This is a genomic window from Pseudomonas sp. CK-NBRI-02 (assembly GCF_008124495.1).
Lineage (GTDB): Bacteria > Pseudomonadota > Gammaproteobacteria > Pseudomonadales > Pseudomonadaceae > Aquipseudomonas > Aquipseudomonas guariconensis.
In genome coordinates this window covers 47,022-63,458 of sequence record NZ_VSJH01000033.1, presented here as the reverse complement: position 1 = coordinate 63,458, position 16,437 = coordinate 47,022, and the positions used below count along the sequence as shown (strand labels likewise).

The following is a 16,437-nucleotide window of genomic DNA, read 5'->3' as shown; positions in this document are numbered from 1 at the left end:
GCCGAAGTGTCCGGCGATGGGGGCCCCGCTGATCAGTCAGTCAGGCCGACGTAGACGTTCTGCACGTCATCGTGGTTGTCGATCGCTTCCAGGAACGCCTCGACTTCGGCCAGGGCTTCTGCGCTCAGGCTGGCTGCGCTGACTGGGTTTTTCGGGGTATAGCCGATCTTGGCGGAGGTCACGGTGAAACCATGTTCTGGCAGGGCCTTCTGCACCGCATCCAGGTCGGTGGTGTCGGTGATGAACAGGGTCGAGCCCTCTTCCTCGCCTTCCTCGAAGTCCTGGGCGCCGGATTCGATGGCGGCCAGCTCAGGGTCGGCATCGCCGTTGGGAGTGGCTTCGATCAGGCCGACGTGGTTGAAGTCCCAGGCGACCGAACCACTGGAGCCGAGCTGGCCCTTGCGGAAGGCGACGCGGATTTCAGCGACGGTACGGTTGATGTTGTCGGTCAGGCACTCGACGATCAGCGGGACCTGGTGCGGGGCGAACCCTTCGTAGGTCACCGCGTGGTACTGCACGGCATCGCCGTCCAGGCCTGCGCCCTTGCGGATCGCGCGTTCCAGGGTCTCACGGGTCATCGAAGCCTTCTTGGCCTGCTCCACTGCCAGGCGCAGGCGCGGGTTCATGTCCGGATCGGCACCGGATTTGGCGGCGATCTGAATTTCCTTGGCCAGCTTGCCCATGATCTTGCCTTTGGCGTTGGCTGCGGCTTCTTTATGCTTGGCTTTCCACTGTGCGCCCATGTCGACTCTCTTTGTTTCAGCGGCCGGTTCAGGAAGCGACCGGCCAAAAGTGGGAGCAGTTTATACGCCCTCGCCTGCTTGATCGACAAGAAATCGCACAGCAACCGCAGAGCGGCTCCCCTGGCATCAAGCCTTGTCGGCCTTGCCCGCCGCCGCCGCGAACTTGGCCAGACGCACATCGAACTGCCGTGGCCGCACGCCGCGGTCCTCGGCGCGTTCCTTGCGGCGAATGGCATTGCGCACCATCAGCGAGCCCAGGTAACGGATCGGCTCCGGTGGGAAGTAACCGAGCGGCCCCTTGACCAACGGCGAGCGTGTCCACGGGTTGTCCAGGCCCAAGGCCAGCGAGGACAGAATCTGCCCGCCCATGTGGCACGGCCCGACACCGCTGCCCGAGTAGCCAAAGCCGTAGAACACGTTGCCCTGCCCGTCCAGCCGGCCAAAGAACGGCAAGCCGGTCACCGAGCGATCCGACGGCCCGTTCCAGCTGGCCGCCAAGGGCACGTTGGCCAACGCCGGGAAGAAATCGCCCAGGCTTTCACGCAGCAGGGGCTGGTAAGGCGAAGGCTGGTCGAACACTGGTAGCATGCGCCCGCCATAGGCGAACGTGTTGCCGCCCTTGCCCAGCATCAGTCGGCCATCGCTGGTGTTGTGGTAGTAGTGGACGAAAATCCGCGAGTCCAGGACGCTGACGCCACTGACCAGGCCGATCTCGCGCAGCAGCTCTGGACACGGCTCGGTGATGATCATGTCGCTGGAAACGATCGCCACACTGCGCTCGAACTGCGGGAAGGCCCGGGCCATCCAGGCATTGAGGCCCAGCACTACGCGATCTGCACGAATGGTCCCACGCGCCGTGCGCACCTGGGCCGGCGCACCATGCTCCAGCCCCGTCATGGCGGTGCCTTCGTGAATCCGCACACCCCGTTGTAGCGCGACCCGGCGCAGGCCACGCACCAGGCGGCCGGGCTGCACCGTGGCGGCGGCCGGTGAGTACCAGCCTTCCAGATGACGCTCAGAGCCTGCCAGACGTTGTACCTGTTCCAACGGCAGGCGCTGGAACGAATTGATCCCTTTTTGCTCCAGGGCCGCGATCACCGCATCGGTGCCTCCGGCTTGGGCCTGGTTGGTCGCGGTGTACAAGGTGCCATCTAGGCGATAGTCGCACTGGATGCCGTTGGCCGCGCAAAACTCACCGATGGCGCTGATGCTGCGCTCCGACTCGCGCACCAGGCGCACTGCCTCCTGCACCCCGAACAGGCGTTCGAGGGTGAAGTATTTAGCCGACCACGACAGCGCGCATCCCCCGTTCCGGCCGCTTGCCCCGGCACCGCAGATGTCCGCCTCGATCAGCATCACATCCAGTTCGGGCGCCTGCTCCTTGAGCATCAGCGCCGTCCACAAGCCGGTGTAGCCTCCGCCGACGATGCACACGTCGCATCGCGCATCGCCGATCAGCGGCGGACACACCGCCTGATCTTCCGTGTCCAGGGCCTGTTGCAGCCAGAAGGGTCTCATGGGTCGCTTTCCTTTAGGTGCGCGCCGGCTTGATTGCCATTGCGGTGTTGGGTGCCACGTCATTGGCCGCAGCGACGCTGGCCGGGCGGCTGTTCCAGTGCGGCAGCAGGACCAGGGCCGAGAACAGCGCGGTGCCGGCGAAGATGATGAACACCGTGACGCTGTCGAAGTAGCCCGGCAGCAGGCCACCGAGCACTGCGCCCACCGAGCCGCAGCCGTTGACGAAACCGGCGGCGGTTGCGCCGGATTTGGCGGTACCGAAGTCGATGGCTGCCGCGCCGCTGATCATCGAGTCCGGCCCGTACAGGGTCAGGCCCATCACGAACAGCAAGCCGACCACCAACACCACGCTGCCGGTGTGCATGGCGCCCATGAACGCCGCCAGGGCGACCGTCAGCAGCACCAGGCTGATCACGCAGGCCGGCATGCGGCGCGCGCCGAACAGCTTGTCCGAGGCCAGGCCGATAAGGATCGGCCCCAGCAGGCCGGCCAGCTCGAAGGCCGTCGGGATGATGGCCGCGCCGACCTTGCCCACCGAGGGCATCTGCTCGAAGACGATCACTGGCCCCCACAGCAAGATCGCGTAACGGGCAGGTTTGAGCATGAAGTAGGCCAAGCCCAGGGTCAGCACAGTACGGTTGCGCAGGATTTCCTTCAAAGGCTCCCACACGCTGCCCAGGCTCGCGCCAGGGGCCATGCTCTGCGGCTCCGGCTCCACCGCCGGCAGCCCCACATCCTCAGGCTTGTTGCGCTGGAAGATGAAGAACAGAACGGCCACGCCCGCCACCACCGCGGCGCTGGAGAAGAACGCCGCGTGCCAGCTGCCGATCAGGGTGTAGGCCCACCACCCGGCGAACGGCGAAGCTACCAGGCCGCCGAAGGCATAGCAGGAACTCCACAGGCCCAGGACACGCCCACGCTGCACGGCCGGGAAGAAACTACCGATGTTCTTGCACAACCCCGCCCACCCGGTGGACTGCGCCAGGCCTTGGATCAACATGCAGGTGGCAAAGATCGGGAACGTGGCATAACTGCCCATCACCACGGCAGCGGCTGCGGAAATCAGCAAGCCGCCGAGCACCACCACGCGTGGCCCGAAGCGGTCGGCGAGCATGCCCCAGGTGAACTGGCCCACGGCATAGGCGGCCAGGTAGATACCGTCGAGGTTGGCCATGGCGGCCTTGTCGAGCATGAACGTCGGGTCCTCGCCGATGCCAAGCTTGGCCACCGAGAAGGCTTTGCGAGTGAAGTAGAAGGCGGCGTATGCCAGCCAGGTGATTGCGAAGATCTGGACGCGCCAGCGCTTCATGGCCGCTAGGGATTGATTCATTTGACTCTGACCTCTTGCTCAAGTGTGCCGGCAGAATGTGAAAAAACGCCTGTTTTGTTGTTGTGTTGCGCACTGCATGACGAGGAGGACCGTCACTGGTCAGATGGCACCGCAGATCGGGATGACCGGCTGATTACCATGGCCCCCGGTGATTGCTTGCAAAGCACCGTCGGACTGTCGGACATGGAACCAGTTGGTGACTGATAAATAAAATCGATTTATCGTATTTCACACATAAGCTCAGCTTGTAACGGAGTACGTCATGTCGGTCTCCCACGCTCAACTGAAGGCCTTTCACGCTGTCGCCCAGCACGGCAGCTTTACCCGCGCCGCCGAAAAACTCTTTCTGACCCAGCCGGCGGTCTCCGATCAGGTCCGCAAACTGGAGGAGCGTTATGGCGTGTTGCTGTTTCACCGCAACAAGCGCTCGGTCCAACTGACCGACCTGGGCGAGCGTCTGCTGGGCATCACCCAGCGCCTGTTTGCCTGCGAGACCGAGGCGGTGGAACTGCTGCAGGATTCCCGCGCCCTGCACACCGGCAGCTTGGTACTGGCCGTGGATGCCCCGGTACACGTGCTGCCGCAGATCGCCCGGTTCTGCCAGCGCTACCCGGGCATCCAGGTGAAGATCGAAACGGGCAACACTGACGAGTCTCTGGCCCGGCTGTTCAGCTACCAAGCCGACCTTGCCCTGCTCGGCCGCGATGTGGATGACGAGCGGTTGTTCTGCGTGCCCATGCGCCGCGACCCGATGGTCGCGTTCGTCTCCCACAACCACCCTTGGGCCAGCCGCGGCGCGATCCACCTGGCCGACCTGGACGACACGCCACTGGTGCTGCGTGAGCCCGGCTCGGTGACCCGCCAAACCCTCGAAGAAGAAATGCAGCGCGCCGGCCTGCGCATACGCTCGGCGATCCAGGTGGAGGGCCGTGAGGCAGCCCGCGAGGCAGTGGTGGTGGGGATCGGCGTGGGCGTGGTCTCAGCGGCCGAATTCGGTGCCGATGCACGGGTATGCGCCTTACCGATCCTTGATTGCCAACGGCACCTGACCGAGACGCTGGTCTGCCTGAGCGAGCAGCGCACTCGGCGGGTGGTGGCGACTTTCCTGCAGATGGTGCAGGAAGAACACTGACAATCGCGTTGGCCTGTTCCCAGGTAAGCCTGCGAACAGGTCGGGACAGGCAATAGCAGACGTTTAGCCGGCGGCAACGGCAATGGCATATGCTCAAGGCACCGTTGTTGCGCAGGGATTCACCGCATGCTGTATCGCCTTGCCGCCGACGCCTTGGTTCTGGTGCACCTGGCGTTCATCCTGCTGGTACTGTTCGGCGGCCTGCTGGTCGTCAAATGGCGCGCGGCCCTGTTCATTCACCTACCCGCCCTGGCCTGGGGGCTGGCGGTGGAGGGCCTGCACCTGGCCTGCCCGTTGACCGGCTGGGAGAACCGCATGCGCGCCGCGGCCGGTGGGGCCGGCTACCAGGGTGGCTTCGTCGAGCACTACATCTGGCCGCTGATCTACCCCGCTGGATTGACGCCCCAGATCCAGACGCTGTTGGGGTTGTTCGTGCTGTTGCAGAACCTCGTCGTGTACAGCTACGTGATCCGGCGCTGGCGCCGATCTAGCGGGTAGCGACCACGAACAACCGTGGAAACGCCAACAGCACCTTGCCATCGGTCGAGGGCGGGTAGTCGCGCTGCATCGCTTGCAAGTACAACTGCAAAAAATCTACCTGCTGCTGCGCGTCCAGGCGCGCCAAGTAGGGACGCAAGGCCGACCCTTTGAACCACTCGACCACAGCCTCTGCCCCGCCCACGAGCGGGTGGTGGTAGGTGGTGCGCCACACATCCACGCGGCTGCACAGCGGGCTGAGCAAGTCGTAGTAGAACGCCGCGTTGTGCCGGGGCGGCAGTGAGAAGTCGGCGAACAGGTCGGCCCAGGGGCCTTGGCTGGCGATCTCACGCAACTGGCGATGGGCAGGCTCGTCCAGGTTGTCGGGGGTCTGCACCGCCAGAGTACCGCCCTCGGTGAGCTGGCGAATCAGGTGCGGATAAAGGGTGCCATGGTCGGGCACCCATTGCAGCGAGGCATTGGCGAGAATCAGGTCTTGCGGCTCGGCGGCCGACCAGCTGGCGATATCGCCGACTTCACAGCGTACCTGCGGCACGCACAGGCGACGACGCTGGCGTGCCTTGTCGATCATGTCCGGGTCACTGTCCAACGCTACCACCATCGCATCGGGGTGCTGGCCGCGCAGCACTTCGGTGGAATTGCCCGGTCCGCAGCCCAAGTCGGTGGCATGGCGTACCGGCCGGGGGGGCACCGCGGCGAGCAGGTCACGCACGGCGCGGGTGCGCTCATCTTCGAACAGGGAATACTGCGTAGCGGACCAGGCCATGACGGGGCTCCTGCAAAAGGCTCAATGCCAAGAGCCTAGACTTCGGTCAGCGGGATGTCACCGGCACTGCCCTTGCCTTCGCGTCGCTCGCTCATCCAGTCATTGATTTGCTGACCGAACTGCGCCGGCGCCTTGCGCCCGAAACGCCGGGCCAGATCGAGGATGGTCTGCTGGGCCAGGGCCTCCTCCATGCGCTTCTGCGCTCCCATCATCACCGCATGGATCGCGCAGACACCCTCGGTGGCCCAGCCCGGCGGCGCGCCCTCGAACAGGACGCAGCGCTCGCGGATCTCGCGGCAATCGAAAATCTTCTTCGGTCCATCGATGGCGTGGACGATATCCAGCACGGTGATCTCATCGGACGGCCGCGCCAGTCGAAAACCGCCACGCACGCCTTCTGTAGCGGCCACAAGCCCTGCACGGGCGAGTTTGGTGAATACCTTGGCCAGGTACTCCTGGGGCACGCCTTGCAACTCGGCCAGGTCACGGACGCTGGACTCGCGGCTTTCACCACGCTCATCCACCAGAAACAGCAGGCAATGGATGCCGTATTCGACCCCGGCACTGTAAAGGGACATGTCAATCTCCGACCAATATTGTCGCAAATAGTACGCCTATGTGAATCGGCGAGCAAAATTTCGCGATGCCGTCCGTCTTGCTCATGAGCCTTGCAGCCCCTTTAAACCGAAGGTCCTAGCCAAACGGCAGAACGCACTCGCAGCGCCGTGCGCAAAAAAACCTTGCCGTTTTAAACTACGACCAATAAAGTCGTAGTTACTCGGCGACAGTGCAGACCCTCGCCGAAGGCTCGTTCACTTACCCTTGCGAACCTTGTTGGAGCACCTTCATGAACCCACATATCCTGATCATCGGTGCCGGCTTTGCCGGTGTCTGGAGCGCTTTGAGCGCCGCCCGCCTGCTCGACCAGGCCCAGCGCGGCGATGTCAGCATCAGTGTGCTGGCTCCCCAGGCCGAACTGCGCATCCGCCCGCGCTTCTACGAAAGCGACGTGCACAGCATGAAGGCGCCGCTGGGCGCCCTGTTCGAGACCGTAGGAGTCACCTTCATCAAGGGGCACGCCCAGACCATCGATGTGGAAGGTCGCACCGTCGGCTACACCGACGCCGACGGCCAGCCGCGGCAAATCGGTTACGACCGCCTGGTGCTCGCCGCCGGAAGCCAGGTGGCCCGCCCACCGGTCCCGGGCCTGGCCGAGCACACCTTCGATGTCGATCAGATGGAATCGGCCATGCGCCTGGAGCAGCACCTGGTTGGCCTGACCAAGCAGCCGGCCTCCCCGGCCCGCGATACCGTGGTGGTCTGCGGTGGTGGTTTCACCGGCATCGAGACCGCGACTGAAATGCCGACGCGCCTGCGTACCATCCTCGGCGAAGACGCCCCCGTGCGGGTAGTGGTGGTCGATCGTGGCCCCAGCATCGGCGCGGCGCTGGGTGCAGGTATCACGCCTTCGATCGTCGAAGCTTGTGAACAGGCGGGAGTACAATGGCTGACAGGGCGCTCGGTGGTGGCAGTCGATGCGGGCGGCGTGACCTTGGACGACGGCGAGTACATCGCCAGCAAGACCGTGATCTGGACCGTGGGCGTCAAGGCCAGCCCGCTGACGGCTCAGGTCCCCGGCGAACGTGACGGCTTTGGCCGCCTGCGAGTGGATGACCACCTCAAGGTGATCGGCCAGGAACACATCTACGCCACTGGCGATGTGGCCTGGGCGGCGGTGGACGAGTCGGGCAATCACGCTCTGATGACCTGCCAGCACGCCATCCCCATGGGTCGCCACTGCGGTAACAATGCGGCCGCCGACCTGCTGGGTGTGGCGCCGGTGGTGTACCGCCAGCCGGTGTACGTGACCTGCCTCGACCTCGGCGGTTGGGGCGCGACGTTCAGCGAGGGCTGGGAACGCACACTCAAGTACAAAGGCCAGGAGGGCAAGGACCTCAAACGCCAGATCAATACAGTGTGGATCTACCCACCGGCGGCGGATCGAGCCCTAGCCCTGGCGGCGGCCGATCCGCTGATCCCTGTCGTGTAAACCCTGTGTCAAAGAGGCCGCAATGCGGCCTCTTTTTTTTTGCCCTTTTTTGACCAACTGTTCAAGAGTGATGGCACTGTGGCATCATCGATAAAAACAATAGAAATGGTAAGGACTTAACCCAATCCGCAGTGTATCGAGCGCCTGATCTCCCCTGCTGTCCAGCGCTGGGTCGCTGCCACATGCGATGGAGCATTTCTATGCAATTACGCAACCTGAAAATCGGCCTACGGGCTGCCTGCATGTTCGTCCTGTTGGGCGTTCTGGTGCTGGTCATGGGACTGGTCTCGCTCTACGAGACCCGGCAAATGGACCGCGCCACCGATGAGATTCGCGTCACCTGGATGCCGGCGGTCATTTCCTTGGGCGATGTCAGCAGTGCCCTGGGCCGGGCACGCGCCCTAACCCTGCGCAGCGCCCTGGAAGAGCAGCCCTCGGCCCGCAAGGCCACCCTGGAGAAAATCACCGAGATCAACCAGACGCTGCAAGGTAATCTGGACGACTATGAGCGCACCATCATCGCCGATGACGACCGCGCCCTGTTCAACACTTTCCTGCAGATGAGCGAGCGGTACCACGGCCTGCAGAAATCCATCCGTGATGCGGTTGCCGCCGAACAGCTCGACGAGGCCCGCCGGCTGATCAATGGCCCCTTGGCCGAATACGCCGACAGCATGATGAAAGCCCTCGCAGCGCTCATCGAGTACAACGCCAAAGGCGCCGAGCAAGCATCCCAACGTAGCAGCGCGGTGTTCGAAGAGGCCTTCTCGCTGATCGTCGTTGCCTTGGTGATGATACTTGTAGCGCTGATCGCCATCGCCACCCTGCTCACCCGCAGTATCGTCCTTCCCCTGGCCGATGCCGTGGCCGTGGCCGAGCGCGTGGCCACCGGCGACTTGACCCAGGATATCCAGGCGCTCGGACGTGACGAGCCCGCCCTGCTGCTGCGCGCCCTGAGCCGCATGCAACAGAGCCTGCGCGATACCTTGCGCAAGATCGCCGCCTCCTCCGACCAATTGGCCTCGGCCTCCGAGGAGCTGCATACCGTCACCGAGGACACCAGCCGCGGCCTGCACCAGCAGAGCGCGGAAATCGACCAGGCCGCCACCGCGGTCAACCAGATGACCGCCGCGGTCGAAGAAGTCGCGAACAACGCCGTCAGCACCGCTGACGCGTCCAAAGGCGCCGATCAAACCACCCGCGAGGGCCGCGACCAGGTCAACCAAGCCCTGGCGTCGATCCAGTATCTGGTCAGCGATGTCACCGACACCTCAGGGGAAATCGAGCAACTGGCCAGCAATGCCAACGAGATCAGCCGCGTGCTGGACGTGATCGGCGCGATCGCCGGGCAAACCAACCTGCTGGCGCTCAACGCGGCCATCGAAGCGGCCCGGGCCGGCGAGGCCGGACGTGGGTTTGCCGTGGTCGCCGATGAAGTGCGAGCCCTGGCCCACCGCACCCAGCAGTCCACAGCGGAAATCGAGCAGATGATCAGTGGTATTCAGTCCGGCACCGAGCGTGCGGTCACCGCCATGCATACCAGTCAGGATCGTGCCAACGGCACGCTGGAAGTGGCTCAGTCGGCAGGCCAGGCCCTGGAGGTGATCGCCGAGGCCATCACGTCGATCAACCAGCGCAACCTGGTGATTGCCAGCGCTTCGGAGCAGCAGGCCCAGGTGGCCCGCGAGGTGGATCGCAACCTGGTCAACATCCGCGACCTGGCCATGCAAACCTCAGCAGGCGCCAACCAGACCAGCGCGGCGGCGCAGGACCTGTCCCGCCTGGCCGTAGACCTGAACGCGATGGTGGCGCAGTTCAAGGTCTGAGCCTAGGGCTGTTCTCACGCAGACCGCCTCGCGCGATGGGCTTTATGGCAGCCCATCGCGCTGCTTGTTCAGTCGCTGGCACTCACAGCCCGGCCTACCTTGCCCAAAGACTTGCCCCGAGTCGCCAGGCAGTAGTACAGCGGGCAGGTCACCAGCAGGCCGAACAGCCATGACAGGTCCGCCCCTTCCACCAGGTTCGAGTACGGCCCGACATACAGGGACGTATTGGCGAACGGCAACTGGACCAGGATGCCGCAGGCATAGGCGACGATCGCATGATGGTTGAAGCGCCCGTAGATGCCGCCGTCGGCGCAAAAGATCGAGGCGATATCGTATTCACCTTTCTTGATCAGGTAGAAATCGATCAGGTTGATCGACGCCCAGGGCACCAGCACCAGCAGCAGCGCCAGAATCAGGCCGATGAACTGACCGATGAAGTCCGCCGAGGCGTTGAGCGCGACCATACCGCATGCCAGCAGGATCACCGAAGCCAGCACCACCCGCACCTTGACGCTGGGCGTCCATTGGGCGGCGAAAGTCTGGATGGCAGTGACGATCGACAGCACCGCGCCATACAGGTTGAGTGCGTTGTGGCTAATGATGTTGCACAGGAACAGCACCATCAGCACCGGGCCCAGCCAGCCGGTGGCTTGTTCCACCGCAGCCATGGCGTCGGTGCCTTCAGGCACGCACAGCACCGCCACGACACCGAAGCTAAAGCACAGGATGGTGCCCACGGTGGCGCCGAAGTAGGTCGCCCAGAAGGGCCGGGCGATGCCCACTTCACGCGGCAGGTAGCGTGAGTAGTCGGAGGTGTAGGGCGAGAAACTGATCTGCCAGATCACCCCCAGCGATACCGTGGCCACGAAACCTGAAAGGTTGAAGGCCCCGCGACTGAAGAAGTCCACCGGCAGCGCCTGGCTGAACATCATGACGAAGCCCGCCAGCAACGCCGAGCCCATGACCCAGGTACCGATGCGGTTGAGGGTGTGGATGAAGCGGTAGCCAATCACACCGATGGCTGTGGCACTCAAGGCGCCAATCACAATCGCGGTGGGCATCGGCACGCTCGGGGCGATGCCGTGGATCGACTTGCCTGCCAGCACGATATTGGAAATGAAGAAACCGACGTAGATCAACGCCGTGAAAAACACGATCAGCAACGCGCCGTAGCGGCCGAATTGGCCCCGGCTCTGGACCATCTGCGGAATGCCTAGCTGCGGTCCCTGCGCAGACGCCAAGGCGATGACCACACCGCCCAACAGATGACCCAGCACGATGGCGAACAGGCCCCACAGCAAGTTCAGGTGAAATACCTGGACGACCATGGCACCGGTGACGATGGGCAACGGCGCAATGTTGGTGCTGAACCAGAGGGTGAACAGGTCGCGCGCCTTCCCATGGCGTTCGGCAGGTGGGACGTAATCGACCGTATGGTTTTCGACAAACTGGTGCTGCGACGACGATTGGGACATGGTTTTCAGCTCGAAAGGGTCGTTTTTTATCTTTGTAGGAAACCGCTCAAGGCGGCCTCTCAGCTGCGCACCATATTATGGTATTCCAAGCTTTTGACAACACTGCGCTGCGCTTTTTCGGCGCATCTGCTCCGTATTGCGCCCCACCCCAATGCACTTAGTTTCCCAGCAACGCCAATGAATACGGGGCCTGTACCGTTCATCGCATGCGTGCGACAGGTGAAAATTCCACTTGCAATCCAGGTATTACGGTATACCATCAGACACATCAACGATAAAAATGCGGACCACCGCTGCCCTACCTCGAGGAACACGCCATGATCGACGCAACCATCTACAAGAACGTCCTGGGCTCCTTCCCGTCCGGCGTCACGGTCATCACCACCCTGGACGACGACGGCTCGATCGTCGGCCTTACCGCCAGCGCTTTTTCGTCCCTGTCCATGGACCCGCCGCTGGTGCTGTTCTGCCCCAACTACAGCTCCGATTCCTACCCCGTACTGATCAAGCAGAAGCGCTTTGCCATTCACCTGCTCTCCGGCGAGCAGCAGGCCGAAGCCTATGCCTTCGCCAAGAAAGGCAAGGACAAGGCCGCCGGAATCGAGTGGCGCCTGAGCGAGCTGGGCAATCCGCTGCTGGCCAATGCCACGGCGATCATCGAGTGCGAGCTGTGGCGTGAATACGAAGGTGGCGACCACGCGATCATGGTCGGCAAGGTGCATAACCTCATCGTCCCTGAAGTGGCGCCACGGCCGATGGTCTATTGCCGCGGCAAGATGGCCAGCCTGCCAGCCTTCGCCTGAAGTCACCCTTTATATGACGGATGCCCAGGCATGCGTCGAGACACCTGACGCCTGCCCCGACAGGCGACACTTCCAAGCTTCGAGGAAAGCCCCATGAAATTTTCGTTGTTCGTGCACATGGAACGTTGGGATGAACAGGTCAGCCACCGCCAGCTGTTCGAAGACCTCACCGAACTGACCCTGATGGCCGAGCGCGGCGGTTTCAGCACCGTGTGGATCGGCGAACACCACGCCATGGAATACACCATCTCGCCAAGCCCGATGCCGCTGCTGGCCTACCTGGCCGCACGCACCGAGACCATTCGCCTGGGTGCCGGCACCATCATCGCGCCGTTCTGGAACCCCATCCGCGTGGCGGGCGAATGCGCGTTGCTCGATGTGATCAGCAATGGCCGCATGGAAGTGGGCCTGGCCCGCGGCGCCTATCAATTCGAATTCGACCGCATGGCCGGCGGCATGCCCGCCACCGACGGCGGCAAAGCCCTGCGCGAGATGGTCCCGGCCGTGCGCAAGCTGTGGGCAGGCGACTACGCCCACGACGGCGAGGTCTATAAGTTCCCCACCTCCACCAGCGTGCCCAAGCCGGTCCAGAAGGGCCAACCGCCAATGTGGATCGCCGCCCGCGACCCGGATTCGCACAACTTCGCGGTGAAGAACGGCTGCAACGTCATGGTCACCCCGCTAATGAAGGGTGACGAAGAAGTGCTGGACCTGAAGAACAAGTTCCAGACCGCCCTGGACAACAACCCCGACGTACCACGCCCACAACTGATGGTGCTGCGCCACACCCATGTGCACAGCCCATCCGACCCTGAGGGCTGGAAGATCGGCGCCCAGGCCATCTCACGCTTCTACCGCACCTTCGATGCCTGGTTCGGCAACAAGACCACTCCGGTCAACGGCTTCCTGGAGCCAAGCCCTGAATCGAAGTTTGCCGAAGTGCCGGCGTTCGAGCTGGAGAACATCCGCAAGAACACCATGATCGGCACACCTGAGCAAATCATCGCGCGCATCAAGTACTACCAGGAGCTGGGCGTCGATGAGTTCAGCTTCTGGTGCGACAACAGCTTGCCCCATGCCGAGAAGAAGAAGTCGCTCGAGCTGTTCATCAAGGAAGTGGTCCCGGCGTTCGCCTGATTCCCCGGCGGCGAGCGGCGAGCTGCAAGAAACAGCAGCGCGCGCGGCTTGGAGCTCGGAGCTTCCCGCTTGCCGCTCGATTCTGAAGAGAAATTCTACCGCCCTCTTGCACAACCAATATTATGGTATACCATCAGACAGCAAGAGCTGATAACCCTCACCAGGAGCCATCCATGAGTTTCGAAATCCGCAAGATCGTCACCTACTCCGAAGAGACCCGCATCGAAGGCGGCAAGGCCACCGACAAGCCGGTGACCATGGTCGGCCTGGCCGTGGTGATCAAGAACCCGTGGGCCGGTCGCGGTTTCGTCGAAGACCTCAAGCCCGAGATCCGCGCCAACTGCTCCGAGCTAGGCGCCCTGATGGTCGAGCGCCTGTGCGCAGCGATCGGCGGTGCCGACAAGATCGAGGCCTACGGCAAAGCTGCCGTGGTCGGTGCCGACGGTGAGATCGAGCACGCCTCCGCCGTCATCCATACCCTGCGCTTTGGCAACCATTACCGCGAAGCCGTGCAGGCCAAGAGCTACCTGAGCTTCACCAACAAGCGCGGCGGCCCAGGCACCTCGATCCAGATCCCGATGATGCAGAAGGACGATGAAGGTCTGCGCTCGCACTACATCACCCTGGAAATGCAGATCGAAGACGCCCCGCGTGCCGACGAGATCGTCGTGGTCCTGGGCGCGGCCGACGGGGGCCGGCTGCACCCGCGCATCGGCAATCGCTACATCGACCTGGAAGAACTGGCCGCCGAGAAGGCCAACGCTCAATAACAACAACCAGACGGGCCGGGGCGTTGCGTGCAAGCACTGCCGCCACGCCCGACCTTCAAGGAGCGCCCTCCATGATTCAGCCTGTTGCTGAACGTACACCCGCCGGGACCAGCTACCTGAGCCTCGGCCAGGGCCACCCCGTGGTGCTGATCCACGGCGTAGGCCTGAACAAGGAAATGTGGGGCGGCCAGTTCGTGGGCTTGGCCGGTGACTACCGCGTCATCGCCTACGACATGCTCGGCCACGGCCAGAGCCCGCGCCCCGACGCCGACACCGGCCTTGCCGGCTATGCCGCGCAACTGGCCGAACTGCTCGACCACCTACAGATCCCGCAGGCCACGGTCATCGGTTTCTCCATGGGTGGCCTGGTCGCCCGCGCCTTCGCCCTGCACTACCCTGCACGCCTGACGGCGCTGGTGGTGCTCAACAGCGTGTTCAACCGCAGCCCCGAGCAGAGCGCCGGCGTCATCGCCCGCGCCGCCCAGGCCGCCGAGCACGGCCCTGACGCCAATGCCGAAGCGGCGCTGGCGCGTTGGTTCAGCCGCGAATACCAGGCCGCCAATCCGGCCCAGGTCGCGGCCATTCGTCAGACCCTGGCCGGTAACGACCCGCAGGGCTATCTGACCACCTATAAATTGTTCGCCACCCAAGACATGTATCGCGCCGATGACCTGGGCAGCATCCAGGTACCGGCCCTGATCGCCACCGGCGAGCACGACCTGGGCTCGACCCCGGAGATGACCCGCCAGCTGGCAGCGCGTATCCCCGGTGCCCGCAGCGTGGTGCTGGCCGAGCAACGCCACATGATGCCGGTCGAAGCGCCACGGGAGGTCAACAAGATGCTGCTGGACTTCCTGGCGCACGCCCGCACCCTCAACGAATCCGCCAAGGGGATTGTTGCATGACCCTCGTACGTTTCCAGATGTGCATCGACGGCCAATGGTGCGATGCACAGAGCGGCAAGACCTTCGACAGCCTCGACCCGGCCACCGCCAAGGCCTGGGCGCAACTGCCGGACGCCGATGAAGCCGATGTGGAGCTGGCCGTGCAGGCCGCCCAGCGCGCCTTCGAAAGCGCCGCATGGCGCGGCCTGACCGCGACCGCGCGGGGCAAGCTGCTGCGCCGGCTGGGCGATCTGATCGCCGAGAACAAAGAGCACCTGGCCCAGCTGGAAAGCCGCGACAACGGCAAGCTGATCCGCGAGACCCGCGGCCAGGTCGGCTACCTGCCGGAGTTCTTCCACTACACCGCAGGGCTTGCCGACAAGCTCGAAGGCGGCACCCTGCCGCTGGACAAGCCTGACCTGTTCGCCTACACCGTGCACGAGCCGATCGGCGTAGTGGCTGGGATCATTCCCTGGAACAGCCCGCTGTACCTGACCGCCATCAAGCTCGCCCCTGCCCTGGCGGCCGGCAACACCATCGTGCTCAAGCCTTCCGAGCACGCCTCGGCGACCATCCTGGAGCTGGCCCGCCTGGCCCATGAAGCCGGCTTCCCGGCAGGCGTGGTCAACGTGGTGACCGGTTTCGGCCCGAGCACCGGCGCAGCGCTCACCCGCCATCCGCTGGTGCGCAAGATCGCCTTTACCGGCGGCGCCGCCACCGCCCGCCATGTAGTGCGCAGCAGCGCCGAGAACTTCGCCAAGTTGTCTCTGGAGCTGGGCGGCAAGTCGCCGAACATCATCTTCGCCGACGCCGACCTGGACAGTGCGATCAACGGCGCGGTGGCCGGCATCTATGCCGCCTCCGGCCAGAGCTGCGTGGCAGGTTCGCGCCTGCTGGTGCAGGACGAAATCTTCGATGAATTCGTCTCGCGCTTGGTCGAGCGCGCCAAGCGCATTCGTATCGGCAACCCGCAGGACGACGCCAGCGAAATGGGCCCGATGGCCACCGCCCAGCAATTGGCTGTGGTCGAAGGCCTGGTCGCCGCGGCCAAGGCCGAGGGTGCCAAGCTGCACCTGGGCGGCAAGCGCGCCGAGGTCGAGGGTGACGGCTGGTTCTACGAGCCGACCCTGTTCGAGTGCGACAGCAACTCGATGAAGATCATGCAGGAAGAAGTCTTCGGTCCCGTGGCGGCGGTGATCCGCTTCAAGACCGAAGAACAGGCCCTGGCGATCGCCAACGACTCACAGTTCGGCCTCGCCGCCGGTATCTGGACCCGCGACCTGGGCCGCGCCCACCGCCTGGCGCGCGACGTGCGCTCGGGGATCATCTGGGTCAACACCTACCGCGCGGTCTCGGCCATGGCGCCGATTGGTGGCTTCAAGAACAGCGGCTACGGCCGCGAGAGCGGCATCGACTCGGTGCTCGCCTATACCGAGCTGAAGACGGTGTGGATCAACCTCTCCACCGCGCCCATGCCCGACCCGTTCGTGATGCGTTAACGAGGT

The 16,437-nt window shown here is 63.9% G+C and carries 15 protein-coding genes; 9 read left to right on the top strand and 6 right to left on the bottom strand.

The window, feature by feature from the left end:
• Window positions 1–32: 32 nt before the first annotated feature.
• From DQ397_RS19405 to DQ397_RS19395, 3 genes are all read right to left on the bottom strand, one after another.
• Window positions 33–743, bottom strand: a complete 711-nt coding sequence (locus tag DQ397_RS19405; protein WP_043212740.1) for a YebC/PmpR family DNA-binding transcriptional regulator — start codon at window positions 741–743, stop codon at window positions 33–35.
• 126 nt (window positions 744–869) lie between these two features.
• A complete protein-coding gene (locus tag DQ397_RS19400) occupies window positions 870–2,261 on the bottom strand; it encodes an FAD-dependent oxidoreductase (RefSeq protein ID WP_043212739.1) in 1,392 nt (463 codons plus the stop codon).
• 13 nt (window positions 2,262–2,274) lie between these two features.
• Window positions 2,275–3,591, bottom strand: coding sequence for an MFS transporter (locus tag DQ397_RS19395; protein ID WP_043212738.1), 1,317 nt, complete (start codon window positions 3,589–3,591; stop codon window positions 2,275–2,277).
• A gap of 262 nt (window positions 3,592–3,853) precedes the next feature.
• On the opposite strand from DQ397_RS19395, the gene DQ397_RS19390 reads away from it, so the two are divergent.
• Window positions 3,854–4,723, top strand: a complete 870-nt coding sequence (locus tag DQ397_RS19390) for a LysR substrate-binding domain-containing protein (protein ID WP_043212735.1) — start codon at window positions 3,854–3,856, stop codon at window positions 4,721–4,723.
• A 126-nt stretch (window positions 4,724–4,849) separates the two neighbouring features.
• Window positions 4,850–5,221, top strand: a complete 372-nt coding sequence (locus DQ397_RS19385) for a DUF2784 domain-containing protein (protein ID WP_043212733.1) — start codon at window positions 4,850–4,852, stop codon at window positions 5,219–5,221.
• On the opposite strand, the gene tam is transcribed toward DQ397_RS19385, so the two are convergent.
• Complete coding sequence (tam, locus tag DQ397_RS19380) at window positions 5,211–5,987, bottom strand: trans-aconitate 2-methyltransferase (protein WP_043212731.1); 777 nt, start codon at window positions 5,985–5,987, stop codon at window positions 5,211–5,213. The two genes, DQ397_RS19385 and tam, sit on opposite strands and share 11 nt — an antisense overlap.
• A gap of 35 nt (window positions 5,988–6,022) precedes the next feature.
• Window positions 6,023–6,565, bottom strand: a complete 543-nt coding sequence (locus DQ397_RS19375) for an Rrf2 family transcriptional regulator (protein ID WP_043212729.1) — start codon at window positions 6,563–6,565, stop codon at window positions 6,023–6,025.
• Between the two features lie 269 nt (window positions 6,566–6,834).
• On the opposite strand from DQ397_RS19375, the gene DQ397_RS19370 reads away from it, so the two are divergent.
• A complete protein-coding gene (locus DQ397_RS19370) occupies window positions 6,835–8,037 on the top strand; it encodes an NAD(P)/FAD-dependent oxidoreductase (RefSeq protein ID WP_043212727.1) in 1,203 nt (400 codons plus the stop codon).
• A gap of 182 nt (window positions 8,038–8,219) precedes the next feature.
• Window positions 8,220–9,863 carry a methyl-accepting chemotaxis protein gene (locus DQ397_RS19365; RefSeq protein ID WP_372240777.1) on the top strand — a complete coding sequence of 548 codons (1,644 nt, stop codon included), beginning with the start codon at window positions 8,220–8,222 and terminating at the stop codon, window positions 9,861–9,863.
• Window positions 9,864–9,931: 68 nt separating this feature from the next.
• Here DQ397_RS19365 and DQ397_RS19360 read toward each other — a convergent pair whose 3' ends face one another.
• Window positions 9,932–11,338 (bottom strand): cytosine permease, encoded by a 1,407-nt coding sequence (locus DQ397_RS19360; RefSeq protein WP_043212722.1) that lies wholly within the window; start codon window positions 11,336–11,338, stop codon window positions 9,932–9,934.
• Between the two features lie 317 nt (window positions 11,339–11,655).
• Between DQ397_RS19360 and DQ397_RS19355 the strand changes: the two genes are divergently transcribed.
• From DQ397_RS19355 to DQ397_RS19335, 5 genes are all read left to right on the top strand, one after another.
• Window positions 11,656–12,141, top strand: coding sequence for a flavin reductase family protein (locus DQ397_RS19355; RefSeq protein WP_043212720.1), 486 nt, complete (start codon window positions 11,656–11,658; stop codon window positions 12,139–12,141).
• 93 nt (window positions 12,142–12,234) lie between these two features.
• A complete protein-coding gene (locus DQ397_RS19350) occupies window positions 12,235–13,278 on the top strand; it encodes an LLM class flavin-dependent oxidoreductase (protein WP_043212718.1) in 1,044 nt (347 codons plus the stop codon).
• A gap of 173 nt (window positions 13,279–13,451) precedes the next feature.
• Entirely contained in the window at window positions 13,452–14,048 is a 597-nt protein-coding gene (locus tag DQ397_RS19345) for an amino acid synthesis family protein (protein ID WP_043212716.1), read from the top strand.
• A 71-nt stretch (window positions 14,049–14,119) separates the two neighbouring features.
• The gene (locus DQ397_RS19340; RefSeq protein WP_043212713.1) at window positions 14,120–14,953 is read left to right on the top strand and encodes an alpha/beta fold hydrolase; all 834 of its coding nucleotides are present in this window, start codon (window positions 14,120–14,122) and stop codon (window positions 14,951–14,953) included.
• Entirely contained in the window at window positions 14,950–16,431 is a 1,482-nt protein-coding gene (locus DQ397_RS19335) for an aldehyde dehydrogenase (RefSeq protein ID WP_043212712.1), read from the top strand. Before DQ397_RS19340 ends, DQ397_RS19335 begins: the two co-directional genes overlap by 4 nt.
• The last annotated feature ends 6 nt before the right edge of the window (window positions 16,432–16,437 follow it).